General features: G+C 35.2%; 23 protein-coding genes. 15 read left to right on the top strand and 8 right to left on the bottom strand.

The window, feature by feature from the left end; all coding sequences use genetic code 11:
- Positions 1-22: 22 nt before the first annotated feature.
- Positions 23-1,684, bottom strand: coding sequence for a DNA repair protein RecN (recN, locus tag A9G35_RS01455; protein WP_065635379.1), 1,662 nt, complete (start codon positions 1,682-1,684; stop codon positions 23-25).
- A gap of 537 nt (positions 1,685-2,221) precedes the next feature.
- Here recN and A9G35_RS13615 point away from each other — a divergent pair.
- The 5 genes from A9G35_RS13615 to A9G35_RS01440 all read left to right on the top strand — a co-directional run bounded on the left by A9G35_RS13615 (position 2,222) and on the right by A9G35_RS01440 (position 6,430).
- On the top strand, positions 2,222-2,431 hold the full coding sequence (locus A9G35_RS13615) for an HTH domain-containing protein (RefSeq protein ID WP_218057161.1): 210 nt from the start codon (positions 2,222-2,224) through the stop codon (positions 2,429-2,431).
- Positions 2,432-2,518: 87 nt separating this feature from the next.
- Positions 2,519-2,881 carry a DDE-type integrase/transposase/recombinase gene (locus tag A9G35_RS13610; protein ID WP_218057160.1) on the top strand — a complete coding sequence of 121 codons (363 nt, stop codon included), beginning with the start codon at positions 2,519-2,521 and terminating at the stop codon, positions 2,879-2,881.
- A complete protein-coding gene (locus A9G35_RS14030) occupies positions 2,871-3,026 on the top strand; it encodes an integrase core domain-containing protein (RefSeq protein WP_141671754.1) in 156 nt (51 codons plus the stop codon). Before A9G35_RS13610 ends, A9G35_RS14030 begins: the two co-directional genes overlap by 11 nt.
- A 278-nt stretch (positions 3,027-3,304) precedes the next feature.
- Positions 3,305-4,108 (top strand): inositol-1-monophosphatase, encoded by an 804-nt coding sequence (gene suhB, locus A9G35_RS01445; RefSeq protein WP_034909524.1) that lies wholly within the window; start codon positions 3,305-3,307, stop codon positions 4,106-4,108.
- 132 nt (positions 4,109-4,240) lie between these two features.
- Entirely contained in the window at positions 4,241-6,430 is a 2,190-nt protein-coding gene (locus tag A9G35_RS01440; protein WP_065635378.1) for a heavy metal translocating P-type ATPase, read from the top strand.
- A gap of 209 nt (positions 6,431-6,639) precedes the next feature.
- On the opposite strand, the gene A9G35_RS01435 is transcribed toward A9G35_RS01440, so the two are convergent.
- The 3 genes from A9G35_RS01435 to metC all read right to left on the bottom strand — a co-directional run bounded on the left by A9G35_RS01435 (position 6,640) and on the right by metC (position 10,726).
- Positions 6,640-8,037 carry an FAD-binding oxidoreductase gene (locus A9G35_RS01435; protein WP_065635377.1) on the bottom strand — a complete coding sequence of 466 codons (1,398 nt, stop codon included), beginning with the start codon at positions 8,035-8,037 and terminating at the stop codon, positions 6,640-6,642.
- A 134-nt stretch (positions 8,038-8,171) separates the two neighbouring features.
- The gene (gene tilS, locus A9G35_RS01430) at positions 8,172-9,482 is read right to left on the bottom strand and encodes a tRNA lysidine(34) synthetase TilS (protein WP_065635376.1); all 1,311 of its coding nucleotides are present in this window, start codon (positions 9,480-9,482) and stop codon (positions 8,172-8,174) included.
- A gap of 62 nt (positions 9,483-9,544) precedes the next feature.
- Complete coding sequence (gene metC / locus A9G35_RS01425) at positions 9,545-10,726, bottom strand: cystathionine beta-lyase (protein ID WP_065561035.1); 1,182 nt, start codon at positions 10,724-10,726, stop codon at positions 9,545-9,547.
- A gap of 120 nt (positions 10,727-10,846) precedes the next feature.
- Here metC and A9G35_RS01420 point away from each other — a divergent pair, with 120 nt between their 5' ends.
- Positions 10,847-11,464: a 4'-phosphopantetheinyl transferase family protein gene (locus tag A9G35_RS01420; RefSeq protein WP_065635375.1), complete on the top strand. Its 618-nt coding sequence runs from the start codon at positions 10,847-10,849 to the stop codon at positions 11,462-11,464.
- 50 nt (positions 11,465-11,514) lie between these two features.
- Here A9G35_RS01420 and A9G35_RS01415 read toward each other — a convergent pair whose 3' ends face one another.
- Complete coding sequence (locus tag A9G35_RS01415) at positions 11,515-12,288, bottom strand: tyrosine-protein phosphatase (RefSeq protein WP_065561033.1); 774 nt, start codon at positions 12,286-12,288, stop codon at positions 11,515-11,517.
- A 103-nt stretch (positions 12,289-12,391) separates the two neighbouring features.
- Between A9G35_RS01415 and pepB the strand changes: the two genes are divergently transcribed.
- Complete coding sequence (gene pepB, locus A9G35_RS01410; RefSeq protein WP_065635374.1) at positions 12,392-13,672, top strand: aminopeptidase PepB; 1,281 nt, start codon at positions 12,392-12,394, stop codon at positions 13,670-13,672.
- A 138-nt stretch (positions 13,673-13,810) separates the two neighbouring features.
- On the opposite strand, the gene A9G35_RS01405 is transcribed toward pepB, so the two are convergent.
- Complete coding sequence (locus A9G35_RS01405; protein WP_065635373.1) at positions 13,811-14,374, bottom strand: peptidylprolyl isomerase; 564 nt, start codon at positions 14,372-14,374, stop codon at positions 13,811-13,813.
- A gap of 306 nt (positions 14,375-14,680) precedes the next feature.
- Between A9G35_RS01405 and A9G35_RS01400 the strand changes: the two genes are divergently transcribed.
- From A9G35_RS01400 to robA, 3 genes are all read left to right on the top strand, one after another.
- On the top strand, positions 14,681-15,244 hold the full coding sequence (locus A9G35_RS01400; RefSeq protein WP_218057159.1) for a phosphoribosyltransferase family protein: 564 nt from the start codon (positions 14,681-14,683) through the stop codon (positions 15,242-15,244).
- A gap of 111 nt (positions 15,245-15,355) precedes the next feature.
- Complete coding sequence (gene nfuA, locus A9G35_RS01395; RefSeq protein WP_065635416.1) at positions 15,356-15,931, top strand: Fe-S biogenesis protein NfuA; 576 nt, start codon at positions 15,356-15,358, stop codon at positions 15,929-15,931.
- Between the two features lie 85 nt (positions 15,932-16,016).
- Entirely contained in the window at positions 16,017-16,934 is a 918-nt protein-coding gene (gene robA, locus A9G35_RS01390; protein WP_065635371.1) for an MDR efflux pump AcrAB transcriptional activator RobA, read from the top strand.
- 46 nt (positions 16,935-16,980) lie between these two features.
- On the opposite strand, the gene trpR is transcribed toward robA, so the two are convergent.
- Together trpR and sltY are read right to left on the bottom strand one after the other, a co-directional pair.
- Positions 16,981-17,271, bottom strand: coding sequence for a trp operon repressor (trpR, locus tag A9G35_RS01385; protein WP_065635370.1), 291 nt, complete (start codon positions 17,269-17,271; stop codon positions 16,981-16,983).
- A 9-nt stretch (positions 17,272-17,280) separates the two neighbouring features.
- The gene (sltY, locus tag A9G35_RS01380; protein WP_065635369.1) at positions 17,281-19,218 is read right to left on the bottom strand and encodes a murein transglycosylase; all 1,938 of its coding nucleotides are present in this window, start codon (positions 19,216-19,218) and stop codon (positions 17,281-17,283) included.
- Between the two features lie 161 nt (positions 19,219-19,379).
- On the opposite strand from sltY, the gene iscR reads away from it, so the two are divergent.
- From iscR to hscB, 5 genes are read left to right on the top strand one after another with little or no spacing between them, the layout of a single operon-like run.
- Positions 19,380-19,835: a Fe-S cluster assembly transcriptional regulator IscR gene (gene iscR / locus A9G35_RS01375; protein WP_065635368.1), complete on the top strand. Its 456-nt coding sequence runs from the start codon at positions 19,380-19,382 to the stop codon at positions 19,833-19,835.
- 45 nt (positions 19,836-19,880) lie between these two features.
- On the top strand, positions 19,881-21,095 hold the full coding sequence (locus A9G35_RS01370; protein ID WP_065635367.1) for an IscS subfamily cysteine desulfurase: 1,215 nt from the start codon (positions 19,881-19,883) through the stop codon (positions 21,093-21,095).
- A 15-nt stretch (positions 21,096-21,110) separates the two neighbouring features.
- Entirely contained in the window at positions 21,111-21,497 is a 387-nt protein-coding gene (gene iscU / locus A9G35_RS01365) for a Fe-S cluster assembly scaffold IscU (RefSeq protein ID WP_034911174.1), read from the top strand.
- Positions 21,497-21,820, top strand: coding sequence for an iron-sulfur cluster assembly protein IscA (gene iscA / locus A9G35_RS01360; protein ID WP_065561024.1), 324 nt, complete (start codon positions 21,497-21,499; stop codon positions 21,818-21,820). Before iscU ends, iscA begins: the two co-directional genes overlap by 1 nt.
- A gap of 15 nt (positions 21,821-21,835) precedes the next feature.
- On the top strand, positions 21,836-22,354 hold the full coding sequence (gene hscB, locus A9G35_RS01355; RefSeq protein ID WP_065635366.1) for a Fe-S protein assembly co-chaperone HscB: 519 nt from the start codon (positions 21,836-21,838) through the stop codon (positions 22,352-22,354).
- Positions 22,355-22,366 lie beyond the last annotated feature (12 nt).

Genomic DNA, 22,366 nt, shown 5'->3' with positions numbered 1-22,366 from the left:
GCGTTATATTACCACAATTCGGTTAGATAATAAGTAGCTCTTTCGCATTGGCTAATGTTGCATCAGTAATTTTGTCGCCCCCTAATAACCGAGCAAGTTCGTTTAAACGCCCTGTATTATCTAGCTTTTGCATATCGGTTGATGTCTGCTTGCCGTTGGTTTGTTTGCTAACAAAATAGTGCTGATTTGCTTGCCCTGCAACTTGTGGCAAGTGGGTTACTGTGATCACTTGCGTTGATTCACCAAGTTGCCTTAATAACTGGCCGACTTTTGCCGCTGTTGGTCCACTAATACCAACATCAATTTCATCAAAAATTAAAGCTGGCGTATCCATTTTTTGAGCAGTTAACACCTGAATTGCCAAAGCAATACGCGACAACTCACCGCCTGAAGCCACTTTTGCAAGCGGTTGTGCGCTTTGTCCTGCATTGGTGCTGACTAAAAATGTTACCTGATCGGCACCATCTTCATTTAATCGATTTTCATCAAAAACAACATCAATACTAAATTGACCATTTGGCATTGATAAGTCATGCATGATAGTGGTCACTTTTTTGGCTAGTGTTTTGCTTATTGTTAATCTTTTTTGATGCAATTTTGTGGCAATTTCGACAGCGATTTGATGGTATTTAGTAATATCATTTTTAAGTTGTTCACTTTGCTCATCTTGCTGATTAATTTGCTTAAATTCAGCTAACAAAGTTTGATGTAAATTTGGCAATTCTTCGGGCAAGACATGATGTTTACGCGCCAAAGCAATCTGTTTAGATAACCGCTGTTCTAGTTGCATAACTCGAGCAGGATCAAGCTCTAAACGTTCACTATAGTGACGAAGCTCATCGCTTGCTTCTTTAATTTGGATCGATGCGTCTTCCAACATGTTATAAACATTATTTAACGTAGGATCGAGCGAGGTTAGTTCTTGAACACTATTTTTTACACTGTTTAGCAAATTGCTGATGTTATAGTCGTCCGCCTCGTCTAACAACATAACAGATTGCTGGCTTAAGTTAATTAACTGTTCGCTATTAGATAACCGTTTGTATTCTTCATCAATTTGTTGATATTCCCCCTCAATGGGCGAAAACTCATTGAGCTCTTTCAATTGATATTGCAAAAGCTGCATATGCGCATCACGCTCTTGCCGTGTTGTTTCGTATTGCTGATAAGCTCGTGTTGCCTCTTTCCATTGCTTATAGGATTGATGCATTTGGGCAAGTAGTGTTGGTTCATTCATATAATGATTTAACAACAATTGCTGATAATCACTGCGTAACAGACGCTGATGTTCATGTTGTCCATGAATTTGAATCAACATTTGCCCCAAATCTTTTAATTGCGAAATAGGAACAGCACGGCCATTAATAAACGCTTTAGAGCGCCCGTCTTGATTAATCACTCGTCGCAAAATACACTCATTGCCTTCATCAAGTTGGTTTTCGTGTAACCAAGCAAAAGCCGCTGGCGTATCATCAAGCACAAAACAAGCCGAAATATCCACACGTTCAGCACCATGCCGAATAGATGAAGCATCAGAACGATTTCCTAAACATAATCCCAATGCGTCAATAGCAATCGACTTCCCTGCTCCTGTTTCACCCGTAATTGCTGTCATCCCCAAAGAAAAATCCACAAGCAACCGATCGACGATAGCAAAATTATTAATAGTTAGTTGAGTTATCATAATAAATTAATACATAAGGCTAGTTATAATATTGGCAGTATAGCAGTAAAAACACTGTAAATAAATACAGTTTTTGTTTTTTTAAGATATTATTTGTAGGATAGTTTGTAATCCTTAGACATCTGTTGATCTCATTGTGTTAGCTCATATAAAACAATTAAAATTGGTGTATAACATCTGTGGAATGAAGCTTTTTTATTATTTCCCTCATTAAGTGCCTCACTGTAAATCCCCCCTTTTAAGTCCATTGAAAATAAATTAAGGCGGCAAGCTAAAGGTGATAACAAAAGCTTTCTGAGCGAAATACGACAGGTTGATACCAAAGGTTTACCGTTACTTAAAAATCAAATCAAACAGCAAACTAGAGAATATCTTTCCGAATTTAATTATTTGATTTTTTATAGTCTTTATACATAAACGTAGTACACTCCTGAAACTTTTTGACAAAAATGGCGCAGTTTTATTTATTTAAATAAAATATCTGTTTAGATGTAGGATTTACTAGCGTTGTTTACAGTAATTTGAGAAACTACTGTAATGAATATACATAAAAAAACAAAACTAACGGCTTATCACAGACAAGAGATATGGCGCTTATATCATAAAGAAAAAATAACGGTCACTGATTTGGCAAAACGCTTTATGGTCAGTCGGCTTACCATTTATAATGTACTAAAGAAAGCCCGATTGAAGCTTTTTGTGCCTTTAACCAGTAAGAATGAACGTTATAAAACCATTCGTTATTGAATTAAACGTCTGGTTAAAGTCGAAAAATCGATTGAAGATAAATTAAGGCGGCAAGCTAAACGCTATAACAAAACCTATCCGGGAGAAATGCTACACGTTGATACCAAACGTTTACCTTTACTTAAAAATGACACGAAACAGCAAACGAGAGAATATTTATTTGTCGGTATTGATGATTTTTCACGTGAGCTTTATGCGGGTATTTACCCTGATAAATCCCAATTTAGCGCGGCACAATTTTTACAAAACGATATGTTAACCCAATGTCCTTATACTATTGAATGTGTTTATTCCGATAATGGACGTGAATATCAAGGCACCAGCGAACACTTATTTGTTAAAACGTGTAACAACCCCCGTATTAATCAAAAATTCACCAAACCCGCCTGCCCACAAACGAATAGGAAAGCCGAAAGAGTGATACGAACTTTGAATTGCGATGTGGCATAATCAGCATATATTTAGCGATTCAATAGATAGAAAACAAAAACTGAAACGCTTTATTAATTTTTATAATACCGTTAAACCACATAAAGCGATTTCAGGGAAAACGCCTTATGAGTTTTTAGAGGATTATTTTAACCATGAAGTGTAAACAACTCTGCGTTTTCCTACAGTTTAGATAAACTACGTGATACTCAGCGTATCAAGCAAAAATCAGCAAATATACAAATTTATTTACAGGATCGTTCTTGAAATATAAACAAAAGGATAGCCGTTATCAATATAATTAATTCAAGCGAGCTTTACCTATCAATTCCCAACACTCTGGCAATAAAGTCACAAAACCTTTATACTATGTAACAGTTTTTAGTATGGCAGATGTCATACTAATATAATCCGTTCTTTAACATCATCAATTGGAATAAATTTATGCATCCGATGCTGAATATTGCTATTCGTGCTGCTCGTAAAGCAGGCAATGTGGCCATTAAGGCTTATGAAAATCCTAGTTCAATCGAAATCGAAACCAAAGGCGCTAATGATTTTGCCACTAATGCCGATCGTGCGGCTGAAGCTTTGATTATTGAAACAATTAAAAAAGCTTATCCTGACCATACTATCATTGCCGAAGAAAGCGGCTTAGCTAAAGGTAATGATGCCGATACTCAGTGGATAATTGACCCAATTGATGGTACTACCAATTTTATTAAAAATATCCCTCATTTTGCAGTGTCTATCGCAGCTCGGGTTAAAGGTAAAACCGAAATTGCCGTTGTTTATAATCCAATGAGTAATGAGCTGTTTACAGCGGCTCGTGGTAAAGGCGCCCAACTTAATGGTTATCGTATTCGAGTGAGTAATGCGAAAGATTTAGACGGTAGCGTGCTAGCAATGGCTTTTCCGTTTAAAGCTAAACAATATAGCGATAGTTATTTTGGCGTATTACAAAAATTATTTGTTAGATGTGGCGATTTTCGTCGCACTGGTTCTGCCGCTTTAGATCTTGCCTATGTTGCCGCAGGTCGTTTAGATGGCTTTTTTGAAATTGGCTTAAAACCATGGGATATTGCTGGCGGTGAGTTGATTTTGCGTGAAGCAGGTGGTGTTATTACCGATTTTGCAGGTGGCAATAATTATATGGTTTCGGGCAATGTTGTTGCGGGTAATCCTAGAATTGTTAAGGATTTATTAGTTTCTACTCAAAACGAGTGGCCCGAAAAATTACGTAACTAACGTTATCTTTTTTATTTCCTCTTATTTTGATCGCAAGTTAAACTCTTGCGATCTGTCTAGTATTTTTCTGCATTGTTATTAATTTTGAGTATATACTAATCAATAATCGTATAAAAATTAAGGCTGCATTTTATGAAGACAATACAATATCATCTTAATATTGAAGGAATGAGTTGTGCCTCTTGTGTTAGTCGTGTAGAAAAAGCAATTAAAAAAGTTGATGGTGTAATTGATGTCAGTGTTAATCTGGCAACTGAGAAAGCAACTATTAATGCAGATACTCATGTTAAACTTGAAGCATTAATGTCTGCGGTTGATAAAGCGGGCTATCGTGCTATTAAAATTTCAGATCAACAATCAGGTGTAAAGAAAGTTAACAAACAAGCATCTATTTGGCCGATTGTGATTTCTATTATTTTAGCCATTCCTTTTGCGTTACCTATGTTATTGAAACCTTTTGGGTTTCATTTGATGATGCCAGCTTGGTTACAATTGGTTATTGCCTCTATTGTGCAATTTGGACTGGGTGCTAAATTTTATCGAAGCGGTTTTAATGCGGTTAAAGCGTTGTCAGGCAATATGGATTTGTTGGTGGCTATTGGTACTAGTGCCGCTTATGGGCTGTCGGTGTATCAGCTTATCATGGGCAATGATGAGCACCTTTATTTTGAATCATCAGTTATTATTATTACCTTAATTTTGCTTGGTAAGTGGTTAGAATCAAGAGCTAAACATCAAACCACACAAGCAATTGAATCCCTGTCTGCGCTACGTCCTGATGTTGCTTTAGTAAGGCTTGATAATCAAGAAATCAGTTTACCCATTAACCAAGTTAAAGTGGATGATATTGTTATTATTAAGCCTGGAGAGCGTATTCCAGTTGATGGCGTTGTGATTGAAGGTGCATCTAGTAGTGATGAATCAATGCTAACCGGTGAGAGTTTTCCTGTAAATAAAGCCGTTAATGATGTTGTTACTGGCGGTACAATTAATGGCGAAGGGTTACTTATCGTTAAAACCACAGCGATTCAAGCGGATTCTACTTTATCCAAAATTATTGAAATGGTTGAATCTGCTCAGGCTAAGAAAGCACCAATCCAACGAATTGTTGATCGCATCAGCGCTATTTTTGTGCCAGTGATTTTATTGATTGCACTTGTTACGTTATTGGCTTGGGGGGTGATATCGCATGATTGGCAACAAGCATTACTCCATGCGGTGGCTGTGTTAGTGATTGCTTGCCCTTGTGCATTAGGCTTGGCAACACCAACAGCAATTATGGTTGGTACAGGAGTGGCAGCTAGTCATGGTATTTTAATTAAAGATGCCGAGGCATTAGAAACACTGCATAATATTAATATGGTTGCATTTGATAAAACAGGCACATTAACCATTGGTAAACCAGAATTAGTTGAAATGGATATTATGGGTAGCGAGACGCCCGATCAAATTTTATCGCTCGCAGCGTCATTACAAGCAGGTAGTGAGCATCCACTTGCTAAAGCTATTTTAAGTAAAGCTAAAGAGTATCATTATGCTCAAAATATTACTTCGGTAGCTGGTTCAGGAGTGATGGCAACCGTTGATAACACCGAATATTATTTAGGTAGTTTGCGTTGGATGAAATCATTAAATGCCCATTTTATTGGTATGGAAGATAAAATTAATCAGTTATCGAGTAAAGGTTATACCATTTCGTTTTTAGCCAAACAGCAATTAGAAGGTGGTGTGGTGATATTGGCGCTCTTGGGTTTTGCTGATGTTATTAAACAAGAAGCAAAAACGGCAATTGAAGCATTACATCAATTGAATGTAAAAACCGTTATGTTAACGGGTGACAATCAGAAAGTGGCCAATATGGTTGGTCAACAATTAAGTCTAGATAAAGTTATTGCTGAGGTGTTACCGCAAGATAAAGCTAATTATATTTATCAACTGCAACAAAATGAAAATTCAACCGCAGTTAATAAAGTGGCAATGGTTGGCGATGGTATTAATGATGCCCCTGCTTTGGCGGCGGCCGATATTGGTATTGCTATGGGTACAGGAACTGATGTGGCTATGCATGCAGCAAGTATTACTCTAATGCGTGGTAATCTGTTTTTGATTTCTGATGCGATCGATATTTCGCGCCGAACCTATAATAAAATTAAACAAAATTTATTTTGGGCATTTTTCTATAATTTAATTGGTATTCCGCTAGCGGCATTGGGATTTTTAAATCCAATGATAGCTGGTGCCGCTATGGCGTTAAGTAGTGTTAGCGTTGTAACCAATGCACTTTTACTTAAACGTTGGAAGGCAAAATCAGAAAACCAATAATATAAGATTTTTGTTTTGAATTAAGGAGTCTCTAAGCCTCCTTTATATTGATTAGAAGACAAATTAACTTAATTCATTCTACAAATAAGCGTACATTCTTGTTAAAAAGTTTCAGGTAACATGGTGTTTGAGTATAAAACTTATCAAAAAAAGTACGTCCAATATTGTTAAATAGTAATAATAAACAAGATAAATATGCCTTATTTTGTTTACTGAATTATTTTAGGGTGGTATCGATCTAATAGCATGTTATTGAATTTATTTTCTGGGTCTAATTGTGCTTTAAGTTTAAAAAAGCGATCTGCTTGTGGGTATGCGCGCTGAAATTGTTCACCAGTTGCATGTAATTGATACGGTAAATAATAACTTCCACCCTTTGCTAATACTGCATCGATTAATTCTCGTGTCCAGATTCCTACTTTCTTTTTGCTTTGTTCATCAGTATCTTGTTGATAATAAATAACAAAAGCAAACACTTCGGTTTTAGCCCATGCTAGTAATGAACCGCTATCAGGATTTGCATGACGAATCGAAATATTAATTACATTGGCCTGATGTTTTTTTAGGATAGCAATTAATTCAGGATAAAAATCCTCAAACCGCTCTACGGGGATAAAATACTCCTGTAGAGCAAAACTTTTATTTTTGCTTTTAATTGGCTGTAAATTCGACACATCATAACTGGCTTCATAATTACGCCACATTACTGGTTGTTTTGTATAATCTATATCATCATACAATTTACGTAAATGCTTGCCTAAATTTGATGAGGCGACAATTTTTATTTTTTGTTCCTGCTCAAACGAATATTGGTCGGTTGGGCGTAATCTGTCCAAAATAGTTAATGGTTCTTGTGTTTCTTTAAAAGTCACAGCACGAACTTCTTCAAAATCAGGTGGGTAAATTACTGAGTTGTGAAATATGGCACTTTTGTCAGAGCGAATCTGTTGCATAAAATATGGGTAATACTTGGTAATTGGCATAACATCGCTAATGCGTTTTACTTTAACATTATCAACAAGTCGCAAAGTGACTTCTGTAATCACGCCTAATCCACCATAACCGCCGATAGCACCATAAAATATATCTTGATTTTCTTTTGGACTGGCTTCGACAATAGCGCCATCAGCTAGGACAATTTTGAACTTCTCAACAGATAAAATCATAGGGCCTTCTCCGATATAACGCCCATGCACATTTACACTAAGCGAACCACCAATACTAAAATTGGCATAGCTTTGCATAATTTTTACTGATAAATTGTAGGGATCAATCAATTCCTGTACTTGACGCCAAGTTGCGCCTGTTTCAATGGTTAAAAGTTTCTTCTCAGGGTTGAAATCAATTACATGGTTGAGTTTTTGTGTATCTATTTGAATTCCATTGCTTATTGCTGTTTGTCCACCCATGCTGTATTTGCCACCAGCTATACTAATTGGACCAGAGGTATTTTTAACTAGTTCAGAGACCTGTTGAGTCGATTCTGGTTGCATAACTGCAGTAACTTCGATAGGTGTCATGCCTGTAACATCATTAACAACTACGGCTTTTGTTGTTAATGGCAATACAAGGAAAAGACAGTAGCTCAAGGAAGTTAATTTTTTCATTGTAAACTAATATGTATATGATATTTAAAAATTAATTCTACCTATGCTAGGTATATAAATCAATAGGTTGTTATTTTTTAAACTAACAGATAAAAAATAAACCATAGCATTTAATACATTAAATCGATGAATTATTATTCCGCAAGAGTAAAACCGACTTGTGTTCCTTTTCCTTGTTCTGTCACAAATACGCCAACTGCGCAAATCAGTTGTTCGTTGTAGTAAATTAGAGGGATTCGAGTTCGCATCCATGGTGGAATATTATGCTCTTGCCATAGTTTTTTTATTGATCGTGAACCATGGCGATTAACAATTTGAAATTTTCCTTGAGCATGGAATCTAACGGTGATTTTTTCATCTGCTTGTGGTAAGCGGCAACATAAATCAGTTTGATAATTAACTTGTAATTCGCCAACATTATCTGGAAGTGTTAATGGCAACGCTAAATCCCAGTTTAGGATTTGCTGTTCAATATCTTGATATAATGCTAACAAATAAAGTTGATTTTGATAACGGCGAACTTGTTGGTTATTAAAGATAAATTTCGGATTAGCATCTTCTTTTGCTAATGCAACGGTTTGCCAAATTAATGTTATTTGTTGGCGTGTTGGCATATTAATATGATTGTGTTTAAACCACATGCGTAAAATTGCATTTCGTTTATACTCGGAATAGTCCATTAATGGTGCAATAGCCAGTTGATTTTGTTCGGTGATAACTTGCTTAAATTCTACCAATAATAACTCATTAATTAACGTTTCTTGTTGTTGACATAATTCCGTACTGCGTGCAACCATTTGCGAAAAATGTGGCCAGCGTTGATTAAGAATTGGTAAGACTTTTAAGCGTAAAAAATTACGGTCGTAGTGATCATCTTGGTTGCTTTCATCTTCTATCCAATTGAGTTGATGTTTATTCGCATAGGTTTCAATTTGTGATCGTGATATTGTTAATAAAGGTCGAAGATGTTGTTGATTTTCCCTTGGCATTGCGGACAATCCCGCAGGTCCACTACCACGTTTCAATGCCAAGAAGAAAGTTTCACATTGATCATCAAGATGTTGAGCTGTACATAACGTTTCATCATCTTTTAGATGATGATATATAGCTTGGTAACGTGCATTTCTAGCTTGCTCTTCAATATTACCCGCTATGGGATCAAGTCTGACTTTTTCAATAATTATTGGAACTTGCCATGTTTGGCATTGTTGCCTGCAATGCGTTGCCCAGTTGTCAGCATTGCTACTCAAACCATGATGAATATAGATCGCTCTTAGTTCTAAATTTGGTAACAATTGTTTTTTAAGCTTAACAAGCACATGCATTAATACCGTTGAGTCAACACCACCACTATATGCAACCAGTAGCGCTTTGTGGTGTTTTATATTATGAAAAACTGTTTGTTTTATTATTTCGTCACACGTGATTTGGCTATGATTATTCATCTTTTACTTAATTATGCTAAACTAAACATTCGTAATGCATTGGCTTTATATAGATTTATTTTTTATAGCTTGATTCTGTCTAAACCAGTAGCAAGATCGGCAATTAAATCATCGGGATCTTCAAGCCCTATATGAAGACGAATTAAAGTTCCTTTAAAATTAATACCAGATACAGGTCTAATTTTTGCTAGTTCTTCGGGTTGATTAGCTAAAATTAATGATTCAAACCCCCCCCATGAATAAGCCATTGAGAAATAAGTTAAGTTGTCAATAAAATCAGATAATTGCTCGTCAGTTAATCGATCTTTGAGTACAAAAGAAAATAATCCACTTGCACCTGAAAAATCACGTTTAAAAAATTCATGCCCCTTACAACTTTCTAATGCTGGGTGATTGACGGTAGCAACTTTAGGATGATGAGCTAACCATTTTGCTACTTTTATGCCATTTTCGTGGTGTTGCTTTAATCGTATTGCTAATGTTCGCAATCCTCGTGCGGCTATATAAGCGGTATCAGCATCGCACATTTGTCCCATTAAGTAAGAACGTTCGCGTAATTTTTCCCAACAACGCTGGTTAGCAACAGCGGTGCCTATCATGGCATCAGAATGACCGATTAGGTATTTAGTACCTGCTTGTATTGAGATATCAATATCATGATCTAATGCTTTAAATAATACGCCGGCGCTCCATGTATTATCGATCATAATAATAATTTCTGGATTGGCGCTGCGAATTGCTTTAACCATTGAAGGAATATCATGAATTTCCATCGTAATGGAACTTGGTGATTCTAAAAATACGACTTTGGTATTGGGCTTAATTTGATTTGTAATATTGTGACCCACTAATGGCGTAAAGTAATCTGTTTCAACACCAAAATTTTTTAAAATTTGCTGACAAAATTCTTGAGTAGGTTCGTAAGCGGCTTCAGACACTAATATATGATCGCCAGCTTGAACAAAAGCTAAAATAGCATTAGCGACGGCAGCTGCGCCACAAGGGTATAGATAGCAACCAGCTCCACCTTCGATTTCAACCATCGCATCTTGTAGCGCAAAATGAGTTAATGTACCACGGCGTCCATAAAATAATGCACCATTAGCACGGTTTTTGGTTGCTTCTTTTTTTGTTTCAATTGAATCAAAAACCAATGATGATGCACGTTGAATAACCGAATTAACAGCGCCTTGTGTATAACGCTTTTTACGTCCTGCATGAACTAATTTTGTTGGTAATGACATAATGATACACCCTTGCTACTATTTATTAAGGTTGATATTTTTATTAATTTTGATAACAGTTAGCATAGCATGCTGTTAGAATAGTAAAAAATAAATTTTATTAATATTTTCTTGCCAATTATGCTAATTGTTCAACTTGCTTGTCTTAAGGATGCTGACATTGATTTTTCACTGTTGCCTCAAACGCTTCTTTATGAAGCGAATAATTTAAGTGGCCAACGTAAAAAACAGTTTTTAGTTTGCCGATCAATTTTGGCTCATTTGCTTAAACAATACTGTGATATTTCGATGTTACCTGTTATTAAGGTTGGAGATAATGGTCGTCCCTCTTTTTTAGAGCCACACTTACCAGATTTTAATATTAGTCATAGCCAAGATTGGGTAGCAGTTGCGATTTCGTTAGTAGGTAAGGTTGGTTTAGATATCGAAGTAGCACGTCCACGAAAAAATTATTTGAAAGTAGCTAAAAATTTTTTTGCTGATGACGAATATCAATGGATGACTAAACAAGATGATACATTAAGAGCCTTTTGGCAACTATGGACATTAAAAGAGTCTGCATTAAAGCTTTATGCTAAAGGTGTTTGGCAAATAAAATCGGTTAACGTCGATTTAAAACAGCAGATGATTATGGCACCTTTTGCTCAAGAATTTTATTATCAATATCGTCAAGTGGATAATGTTCATCTGTCGGTGAACAGCAATCAACCGATCTTTAAATTAATTTTGTTGTCTTAATACAATGTTTTTCCATTATTTATTATGGTGCGATAATGGCTTGTTATTTATTAAACCAGATAGATATCTTGAATTCTTTTTCTATTAGTTTCGTTTAATTGATATTCCTGTGATAACCAATTGTCAATTGTACCGTGACGCGTTTTAATTGCATTCAGTGCCGCAGTTAGATACTCTTTTTTGGCGGCAAAAATTAATTTGCGTTTTTCAAACTCATCAGGCGTCATTTTATGTTGATATTGGCTTAATATATTTTCACGATAATCTGACAATAGCTGTTCTGTTAGTAAATAATCTTGCATGACAGTTTCTTCACTAACACCCAAAGCAAACAATGTTAATGCAACGCCAACACCTGTACGATCTTTACCAACAGCACAATGTTGTACCAATGGTCTACCTTGTGAGTTTAGTAGGATTGAGGAAAGTTTTTGATATGCTGTGTTATTAAATGGTAGTAGCTGGTAAAGCTTAATCATAAAATCAAATGGAGCATTTTTTTTAAGTGTTTGGTGAGCATTGCCTAGATCACTTGTTAAACTTGCGGTGATCGTATTACTTAACGGATTAGCTGGTACATTAATATAATGAGTATTTTGCCATAATTTATCTGGATTTCGCTTAATTTCATCAGGATCGCGATAGTCTAAAACGTAGTGCAGATTTAGCTGATTAGCTAAAAAAGATTGCTCTTGTTGTGTAATAAGCGAGAATGCGCCTGAGCGGTATAGTAGGCCAGATCGAATTTGACGTCCATCAATTGTTTTGATTCCACCTAAATCACGAAAATTAATCCCATTTTTTATCGGTACAACTGATGCCATAACCCATCCTTATTTATTTTTAACTTTACTTGCTATATTAACATGTTTCTGATTAGAATTAATTCATTGTTATGTTGTTTATCAATTTTTTGAGGTTTTTACTATGTCGATGTTATCTGTTTTACTAACTGATAAACCTGCACCAAAACAGTGGGGAAAAGATGCATTGCTGAGTTTTTCTAACGAGGCGATTACTATTCATTATAAACCGGAACATCGCTTAGGGGCGATTCAACGTGCAGGTCGAAAGTTAGATAACCAAGGAATAAATTCGGTTAAACTAAGCGGTGAAAATTGGGATATCGAAGCTTGTTGGCATTTTTGGTTAGGCTATCGTAATGCCAAAAAAAGTACAAAAGTAACTTGGTCAGAACTCAACACCAAAGACAAACAAGAATTGAAACATCGTATAGAAATTATTGATTGGTGTCGGGATATTATTAATGAACAAGCCGAAACATTAAGTCCTGTTGAGTTAGCCACACGAGCAGCTAAGTTAATTAGCACTTACTCATCTGCTGTGACTTACAACATCATTTCAGGTGAAGCTTTAAGAGAGCAAGGTTATATGGGCATTTATACGGTTGGAAAAGGTTCGGATCGGCCAGCGGCTTTGCTTGAACTAGATTATAACCCAACCCAAAACCCTAATTCACCGATAACAGCCTGTTTAGTTGGTAAAGGTATTACCTTTGATTCAGGAGGATATAGTTTAAAACCAAGTAATTTTATGGAGTCAATGCGCTCAGATATGGGTGGGGCTGCGTTAGTAACAAGTGCATTAGCATTAGCCATTGCGCGCGGTTTAAATCAACGTATTAAGCTTTATCTATGTTGTGCGGATAATTTAGTGAGCGGCAATGCGTTTAAGTTAGGCGATATTATTCATTACCGTAACGGTAAAACGGTTGAAGTTGATAACACTGATGCAGAAGGGCGACTAGTTTTGGCTGATGGTTTAATTTGTGCTGATAATGATCAGCCTCATTATATTATTGATTGTGCAACACTGACTGGAGCGGCTAAGATTGCGGTGGGGAATGATTATCAGTCATTACTTTCGTTTGATGATAACTTTGCTAGCCAATTGTTAGCTAGTAGCGATATTGAGCATGAAGCTTTTTGGCGATTACCATTAGCCGAATTTCACCGTTCGCAATTCCCATCATCATTTGCTGATATAGCAAATTCAGGTATACCTAATACTGCTGGGGCAAGTACTGCTGCGGCTTTCTTATCGCATTTTATTAAAAATTATCAAAAAAATTGGCTACATATTGATTGTTCAGCAACATTCCGTAAAAGTGCCACAGCTTTATGGGCAACAGGGGCCACGGGCGTTGGAGTGAGAACTCTGGCAAACTTATTAATAGCATTAAAATAGTTTGGAGATGATAGTTGTAAATGTAGGCTAGCATTATTTGGATAAACACCTCTGCAGTTGTTTCATTTGCAGAGGTGTTTTGTTATTAGATCATTTCTTATTAAAAAATTGCAATAATTATCTATAGTTGCTGTCTTATTATTCTTTAATAACAATGGTTTTTTTTATGTAAATTGACTCAATTGGAACATTTTGGTGAGGTCCTACGCGCTTAGTTTCTACGCCCACAATTTTGTCAACTACGTCCATTCCTTTAATAACTTTACCAAATACTGCATAACCATATTGCATTGGTGATTGGTAATTAAGAAAATCGTTGTTGGCGACATTGATAAAAAATTGGCTAGTAGCACTGTCTACTTCACTTGTTCTTGCCATAGCAATGGTGCCACGATCATTTTTTAAACCGTTGTTGGCTTCATTTTTAATTGCTGGATTAGTTTCTTTGAATTTTAATTGATCATCAGCACCACCTCCTTGAATCATAAACTCAGGGATAACGCGATGGAAAGTTAAATTTTCATAGAATCCACTATTTACATAATCAAGAAAGTTTTTGGTAGTAATCGGCGCATGTTCGCTGTCTAGTTCAATTTCAATATCACCCATGCTGGTTTGTAATAATACTTTGGTGTCAGCTAAAGTAATGCTAGAAAACAACGTTAGCAATATGGTGATAAATAACAGTTTAATTTTTTTCATGTATTAATTCCTTGCTCCAAAAATGAGGTAGTTGATTATACCGAATATTTAATTATTTTGAATATTATTATGAAAAATCAGATGATTTTTTGAGTTATAGCTCGTAAAAATGTTGAATTGTATAAAATGGCAAAGCCAATTAACTTATTATGTTGATGTTTCCTGAAACTTATTTTGCAAATAAATATATTGAATTTTATGCGATGTATTTTGTGTGATATGCCTTTATTTTTGCCTCATCACGGCATTTGTTGTCAATGTGTTAATAATTTACCAAAATTCAATAAAATTTGTCATCAATGCTGTTTGCCACACTCTTTACCAACTGATATTTGTTATCGATGCCGTGTTAATAAGCCTTATTGGGATGAGCTTATTGCGGTTTCTGACTATGTTAATCCGCTAAAAAAATTAATTCATCATTTAAAGTTCTACAATAAAGTCGAATTAAGTACAGCATTAGCAAGATTGATGTTTTTAGCTTGGTATCAACGGCGAGAAAACGATACTTTAGCTAAACCTGATTTGGTGACTTGTGTGCCTTTGCATCATATTCGTTATTGGTCTCGTGGTTTTAATCAAGCTGATTTATTGGCAAAGCCAATTGCTAGATGGTTAAATCGTGATTTTTATCCTTATTTGTTGTCTCGGAACAAAAGTGGGCAAGATCAAAAAAGGCTGTCTCTTACCGAACGGATTGCTAATGTTGACGCGCTTTTTATATGTCATCAAGATCTTTCAAATAAATCGATAATGCTTATTGATGATATTGTCACAACAGGTAATACAATCAATGTCATTAGCCAACAATTAAAAAAATGCGGTGCAACGAGCGTTCAAGTCGTTTGTTTATGCCGTACAGTATTGTAAAATCCTAAACAACGCCTATAATAACCAAGAAAGTTAGTCAACTATTATTATATTATAAATGATATTGGGTTTATTAATTACCTAATGACATTAAAGTGAGGGGTTATGTCTATTATCACTATTTCTGAGTCAGCTCAACAACACTTTAAAAAATTGCTTGCTAATCAACCTGATGGAACACAAATTCGGGTGTTTGTTATTAATCCAGGTACGCCTAGTGCTGAATGTGGTGTTTCGTATTGTCCTGCTGATACGGTGGAAGATAGTGATATTGAGGAAAAGTATACCGATTTTTCAGTTTATATTGATGAAATTAGTGCGCCATTTTTAGATGAAACTGTTATTGATTATGTGACAGATGAATTAGGTTCGCAATTAACACTAAAAGCGCCAAATTCAAAAATGAAAAAGGTCGCAGATGATGCTCCGCTTATTGAGCGTGTTAATTATGTAATCCAAGCGCAAATCAACCCTCAATTAGCTAACCATGGAGGGCATGTTAGTTTGGTTGAATTAACTGACGATAATTATGTTATATTACAATTTGGCGGTGGATGTAATGGGTGCTCAATGGTCGATTACACTTTAAAAGAAGGCATTGAGAAACAATTAATGGCAGAATTTCCTGAACTAGCTGGTGTAAAAGATATTACTGAACATCAATCTGGATCACATTCTTTTTGCTAAAATAAATTTTATTTAAGCCTTGCTTATTGCTAGGATTGAGTCATAATCGGATGACGTTTGCCATTTGACATTCTGATGGGGTTTTATGAATCAAGTTAGTATTATTTCAGATCTTATCGTTTGGATTGAAAAAAATCTAGAGCAACCATTGTCTATCGATCATGTTGCCCAAAAATCAGGTTACTCTAAATGGCATTTACAACGTATGTTTAAAGAGGTAACCGGTCAGGTACTTGGTACTTATATCCGTCATCGCCGTTTAACTTATGCTGCGCTTGCTTTGCGCATGACAAGTAAGCCTATTTTAGATATTGCGATGCAATATCGTTTTGATTCTCAACAAACTTTTACTCGATCTTTTAAAAAACAATTTAATGAAACACCCGCAAGTTATAGGCGAGGTGAATTTTGGGATCCTACTGGATTAACACCTGCTATTGAGTTGAATAAAAATCAACTTTTATTACCTGAACCAAGATTTGTTAATATGCCCAAACAAACGTTTTGGGGTATTACATTTAAGAATAATTGTAATTTGAGCCAATTATTAGATGAAGAAAATAAGCTAAGAACTGAATTTTTTCATAATTATATATCACGCTGTAATAATAAATTCGAAAATCTACCTGATAAAATTTATGCTTTTAGTCGTATATTGAAAAGTAAAGATAATGCTAATGAACAAGAGTTATTTTATACAATTGCTTTAGATCATAATAATGATATTGAGCATATTGAGGAGTTTGTTAGTGAAGGGGGATTATATCTTTGTTTTAAATATATTGGTTCGCCAGACAAGTTTATCGATTTTATTTCTCGGGTACATTTAGCGGCTATGCCAGCATTAAAAGTGCGTTTACGTTATTCTAGTTACATAATTGAAATTCATAAAAATCTTCACGATGGAGGTATCGAATCGGTTAAGGATATTAAACGTATGGAGTGCAATTATTGCGTGCCAGTTGTTGCTGATAGTGAAGTCAATATCCAATCAAGTTTATAACTATAATATGATATAAAAATCGGCTATTAGATATTGACTGAGTTATTTAGTTATCTGAGTTTAATAAAATTTTTTCTAACCACTTTTTAAATTCTGGAGTTGCTTCTTTTAGGCTATTAGAGCCTCTTGTTACTGTTGCAATACCAATTTTTAGTTGTTCTTTAAGTTGGCGTTGATTGATTGAACCATCGAGTAATGAATGTACAATTTTAACTCGAGTAATTAAAGCATCTCTCTCATCGGCAGTCATTAGTAGTTTTAATATATCCAGTGAATAACCATCGTTAAATGCTTGGTGTAATAATTCAACTGTTTGTTGCCATTCGTTAGTTTTCATTATAATCACCTAATATTGTTTATTAAATTCATTTGAACTAAGAAAATTGACATTTTTTTGCCCTAAGATTACTTGATAAATATAATCATATACCAATACGTTTTTGACGTAATTACGTGTTTCAGTAAACGGTATACTATCGATAAATGCTACTGCATCAAGTTTTCCGTTACTCTTTTTTAGCCAGCGCTTAACATTATTTGGACCAGCATTATAAGAGGCTGAAGATAATATACGATTTTTATCATTTTGTAGATAAGCAGTGTTTAAATAGGTAGTGCCTAACTGTATATTTGTTTGAGGATCAAATAATTGTGCTGATGAAATATAAGTTACTGAATTAACATTTTTAGCTGTTTCTTTTGCTGTGGCTGGCATTAATTGCATTAACCCACTGGCGCCGACAGGTGATTTGGCGGTAGTATCAAGTGCACTTTCTTGACGAGAAATAGCTAAAGCATAAGATAACCCAATAGCTTTATCTTTTAATGCATTGTTATATAAATCTTTGTACATAATTGGTAAACGTTCTGTCCAGTTATCCCAAAGTTTGCCAGCAATGGTTGCTTGAATACTAAGATCACCCCACCCTTTTTGTAAAGCATATTGAGCTAATGGTAAGTATTCATTTTTGTTTTTTTGATTATTTAGCATATATCGCCATTCGTAATTTGATTCTGGCAGCATTCCCAAATAACGTAATTCGTTAATTCTTTTTACATAAGGTTGATTATTGTATTTGTTTTTTAACGTTGATATTTCTGATGGTGTAATCTTTGGAGATTGGTTATTGATTGAATAAGGTTGATTAAGTGTTTGTGCACTTATCATGCCATAAAACCCACGTTTGGTTGTGAGTGTTTGCAAAATTTTGTTAGCTTCACTTTTCTTATTATTATTTAATAAAACTCTAGCTTGCCAATATTGCCAGTCTTCTTTTTGTTGATCTTCTGGCGATAGTTGTGCTATCCAATAAGCGATGTCTGAGAAGTTATAGTCATCAATAGCAAGGCGGATACGCTTTTCAACTAAAGTTGTATCATGATATTTCGCTATATAGTTATCGCGCCATTTTATTTGTTCGTCAGTTGCAGAATCTTTGAAGTAACTGTTAGCCAAACTTTTTTGTAATGCTACTTGCTCTGTTTTGTTTAACGTCTGCTGTTTAACTAATTTTGGTAATAATGTTGCAGCTAAATTCATATCAGCTTTTACTAAGCGAGGGTATGATGCTAATACAATTTTTTTAGTGAAAGAGCTAGCTTTAATATTTTTTGAAAAATCTTCTAATTTTTTAGGATTATTAAGAACTGCTAGTAAATTGATTTTGGTTGTTTTGTAGTTGTCATCAAGTAAGTTAGCTAGATGCTTGGCTAATTTTAAATTATTTGCTTCAATAGCAAGTTCGATACGCAATAGTATTAAATTAGCTGTCCGTTTACCTGCTTGAGCCCAAGCGTCGAGTAATGGATCGCATGCAGAAGGAAGTTCTTTGCCTGTCATCCAAAGTGATTCAACAGTGCTAAAAGCAACCTCGTTATTTCCTTGTTGTAGTAATGCATATTGATAACGACAATTAGATAGTATGGAGTTATCTTTTGGGAATGAAATGATGGAATTCCAATCTTGGCGATTGCTTAATTCGGTTAAATAAGATTGTGTTAATGAAGCTGTTAGCGGAAAATCATTATATTGATTGACAAAATTGCTTACCATTTGTGGTGAAACGATTTTAATATTACTCTGAAAAAACTGTACAGCAGCATAAGGATATAATGGGTAATCTTTTATGGTAGAGAGCAATGTTTGCTGTTCTTCAAAGTTAAGTGATTGATATGAATTAAGCCATATTTGATAATTTTCTCGTCCTTTTAGAGAACTATCTGCGTAAATGTTACCTGTGGACAATAGGCTAATTATCAAAAAATAACGTAATAGTAATTTCATCCTTTAACTCCCATGTGAATTTAGTTTATTAGATTAGCATATTAAGCTATGATTCGTCGATAAGAGCCATAGCTTAATTCCTACTAAAATACTCAACTAAATACTTGACTAAATAGAAAGGATATATACAATAAGCATACGCATATATAAAGGAATGCTCAATGAAACTGACATCAAAAGGGCGATACGCGGTGACAGCAATGCTTGATGTCGCATTGCATGCTGATTCTGGTCCGGTATCTCTTGCCGATATTTCAGAACGTCAAGAAATCTCGCTTTCTTATCTTGAGCAATTATTTGCTCGGTTACGCAAAAATGGTTTAGTGCAAAGTGTTAGAGGCCCTGGCGGTGGTTATATTCTTAGCCGTAGTATGGATCAAATTGCTATTAGCTCAATTATTAAAGCTGTAGATGAAAAAGTTCATGCAACAAAGTGCCATGGGCAAGATGGATGTCAAGGCGGTGTTAGATGTTTAACCCATACACTGTGGAATGATTTAAGTGAACGAATTGAGGACTTTTTAACTAGCATTACATTGAGTGAATTGGTCAATAATAAAGAAGTTAAAGCTGTTGCTAGCCGACAAAGTAATATACAACACGTTCAAATTAATTAATAAAAATAGAATACAGAATACAGAATTTTTCATTGGGAGTAATTAATGAAACTACCTATTTATATGGATTATGCAGCGACAACGCCTGTAGATCCTAGAGTTGCTGAAAAAATGATGCAGTATTTAACGCCAGACGGTATATTCGGTAACCCAGCATCTCGTTCCCACAAATTTGGCTGGCAAGCTGAAGAAGCGGTTGATATTGCCCGTAATCAAATTGCCGATCTTATTGGTGCTGATTCACGCGAAATCGTCTTTACGTCAGGGGCAACTGAAGCTGATAATTTAGCAATTAAAGGTGCAGCTCATTTTAATCAAGCCAAAGGTAAGCACATTATTACTTGTAAAACTGAGCACAAGGCTGTGCTTGATACTTGCCGCCAGCTTGAGCGAGAAGGTTATGAAGTAACTTATTTAACGCCAGAATCCGATGGGATCCTTGATCTTGATAAACTTGCAACGGCTATGCGTAGTGATACAACCGTTGTATCAATTATGCATGTCAACAATGAAACGGGTGTAATACAAGACATCGAAAAAATTGGTGAGATGTGCCGTGAAAGAGGCATTGTTTTTCACGTTGATGCAACGCAAAGTGTGGGTAAATTATCAATTGATTTAACAAAATTAAAAGTCGATCTGATGTCGTTTTCGGGGCATAAGATTTATGGTCCTAAAGGAATTGGTGGACTTTATGTAAGGCGTAAACCTCGTGTTCGTATTGAAGCTCAAATGCATGGTGGTGGACATGAGCGGGGTATGCGCTCTGGTACTTTACCTGTACATCAAATTGTTGGTATGGGTGAAGCATATCATATCGCTAAAGAGGTAATGGCAACTGAAATGCCACGTTTGTTGGCGCTTAAGAATCGTTTATGGAACGGCTTAAAAGATATTGAAGAAGTTTATCTTAATGGTTCTTTAGAGCATAGTGTGCCAAATATCTTAAATGTTAGTTTTGCTTATATTGAAGGTGAATCTTTGATGATGGCTTTGAAAGATTTAGCTGTTTCATCTGGTTCGGCTTGTACATCTGCTAGTTTAGAGCCGTCTTATGTTTTGAGAGCATTAGGACTTAATGATGAGCTTGCGCATAGTTCAATCCGTTTTTCGATTGGTCGCTTTTCAACCGAAGAAGAAATTGATTATGTTATTAAGTTAGTTAAACAATCAATAGGTAAACTCAGAGATTTATCCCCGCTTTGGGAAATGTTTAAAGATGGCGTTGATTTAACAAAGATTAAATGGTCAGCACATTAAAATTGGGAGTAAATTATGGCATATAGTGAAAAAGTTGTTGATCATTACGAAAACCCACGTAATGTTGGTTCGTTTGATCAAAATGATCCTAATGTTGGTAGTGGTATGGTTGGCGCACCAGCGTGTGGTGATGTGATGCGTCTACAAATCAAAGTGAATGACAACGGTATTATTGAAGATGCTAAGTTTAAAACTTATGGTTGTGGTAGTGCAATTGCATCAAGTTCTTTGGTTACAGAATGGATAAAAGGTAAATCATTAGACGAAGCAGAAGCTATCAAAAATACGGATATTGCTAAAGAACTTGCTTTACCTCCGGTTAAAATTCACTGTTCAATTCTAGCGGAAGATGCAATTAAAGCTGCTATTGATGACTACAAAACCAAAAAAGGACAACGTTAATGGCAATCACATTGACTAATAGCGCAGCTGATCGTGTTCAAGCTTTTTTGGCTAATCGCGGAAAGGGTGTTGGGTTACGATTAGGTGTTAAAACATCTGGTTGTTCTGGTATGGCTTATGTTTTAGAGTTTGCCGATGTGATTAATGATGATGATAGTGTCTTTGAAGATAAACATGTCAAAGTTATCGTGGATAAAAAAAGCTTAGTTTATATTGATGGTACTGAACTTGATTTTGTTAAAGAAGGATTAAATGAAGGTTTCAAGTTTAATAATCCTAATACGAAGCACGAATGTGGCTGTGGCGAAAGCTTTAATGTGTAATCGGGCACAATAATTATGGTTAATTACTTCGAGCTATTTAGTTTGCCAGCTCAATTGCCGGTGGATGTCGCTCAACTAACAACTCATTATCAGCAATTGCAAAAGCAATATCATCCAGATAATTTTGCTGTTGGAAACGATATTGATAAAGTGGCAATTGTTCAAAAGTCAGCAATCATTAATGATGGTTATCATACGTTAAAAAATCCAATTAAAGCCGCTGAGTATTTTTTATCTCTACAAGGTTTTGACGTAGCAACTGAACAAAGTATTATTCATGATACTGATTTTTTAATGGAGCAATTTGTTTTACGTGAAAGACTTGATGATATCGAACGTAAAGATAATTTTGAATTATTAGATGATTTTTATGCTGAGATTGTTGCTTGTCAAAAGATAGTTTATAACGAATTATTACAATTTATTACTAATCAAGATTGGTCAAAAGCACTTAATCAGATCTATAAAATTCGCTATCTTGCCAGATTGATTGAACAAATCGAAAAGTTACAAGAAAAGCAATTTGATTTATAATTTAAGATAAGT

The sequence above is a fragment of the Gilliamella sp. Choc5-1 genome (genome assembly GCF_001690595.1).
Taxonomy (GTDB): Bacteria; Pseudomonadota; Gammaproteobacteria; order Enterobacterales; family Orbaceae; genus Gilliamella; species Gilliamella apicola_M.
This window is presented reverse-complemented; position numbering and strand designations above follow the sequence as displayed.

Coding starts and splice junctions, on each gene's coding strand:
- tilS (WP_065635376.1), bottom strand. CDS start 9,482: ATGAATAATCATAGCCAAATCACGTGTGACGAAATAATAAAACAAACA.
- sltY (WP_065635369.1), bottom strand. CDS start 19,218: ATGAAATTACTATTACGTTATTTTTTGATAATTAGCCTATTGTCCACA.
- metC (WP_065561035.1), bottom strand. CDS start 10,726: ATGTCATTACCAACAAAATTAGTTCATGCAGGACGTAAAAAGCGTTAT.
- A9G35_RS01415 (WP_065561033.1), bottom strand. CDS start 12,288: ATGGCATCAGTTGTACCGATAAAAAATGGGATTAATTTTCGTGATTTA.
- A9G35_RS01420 (WP_065635375.1), top strand. CDS start 10,847: ATGCTAATTGTTCAACTTGCTTGTCTTAAGGATGCTGACATTGATTTT.
- A9G35_RS14030 (WP_141671754.1), top strand. CDS start 2,871: ATGTGGCATAATCAGCATATATTTAGCGATTCAATAGATAGAAAACAA.
- robA (WP_065635371.1), top strand. CDS start 16,017: ATGAATCAAGTTAGTATTATTTCAGATCTTATCGTTTGGATTGAAAAA.
- A9G35_RS01440 (WP_065635378.1), top strand. CDS start 4,241: ATGAAGACAATACAATATCATCTTAATATTGAAGGAATGAGTTGTGCC.
- iscA (WP_065561024.1), top strand. CDS start 21,497: ATGGCAATCACATTGACTAATAGCGCAGCTGATCGTGTTCAAGCTTTT.
- iscU (WP_034911174.1), top strand. CDS start 21,111: ATGGCATATAGTGAAAAAGTTGTTGATCATTACGAAAACCCACGTAAT.
- A9G35_RS01370 (WP_065635367.1), top strand. CDS start 19,881: ATGAAACTACCTATTTATATGGATTATGCAGCGACAACGCCTGTAGAT.
- suhB (WP_034909524.1), top strand. CDS start 3,305: ATGCATCCGATGCTGAATATTGCTATTCGTGCTGCTCGTAAAGCAGGC.
- A9G35_RS01405 (WP_065635373.1), bottom strand. CDS start 14,374: ATGAAAAAAATTAAACTGTTATTTATCACCATATTGCTAACGTTGTTT.
- hscB (WP_065635366.1), top strand. CDS start 21,836: ATGGTTAATTACTTCGAGCTATTTAGTTTGCCAGCTCAATTGCCGGTG.
- trpR (WP_065635370.1), bottom strand. CDS start 17,271: ATGAAAACTAACGAATGGCAACAAACAGTTGAATTATTACACCAAGCA.
- pepB (WP_065635374.1), top strand. CDS start 12,392: ATGTCGATGTTATCTGTTTTACTAACTGATAAACCTGCACCAAAACAG.
- recN (WP_065635379.1), bottom strand. CDS start 1,684: ATGATAACTCAACTAACTATTAATAATTTTGCTATCGTCGATCGGTTG.
- A9G35_RS13610 (WP_218057160.1), top strand. CDS start 2,519: ATGCTACACGTTGATACCAAACGTTTACCTTTACTTAAAAATGACACG.
- A9G35_RS13615 (WP_218057161.1), top strand. CDS start 2,222: ATGAATATACATAAAAAAACAAAACTAACGGCTTATCACAGACAAGAG.
- iscR (WP_065635368.1), top strand. CDS start 19,380: ATGAAACTGACATCAAAAGGGCGATACGCGGTGACAGCAATGCTTGAT.
- A9G35_RS01435 (WP_065635377.1), bottom strand. CDS start 8,037: ATGAAAAAATTAACTTCCTTGAGCTACTGTCTTTTCCTTGTATTGCCA.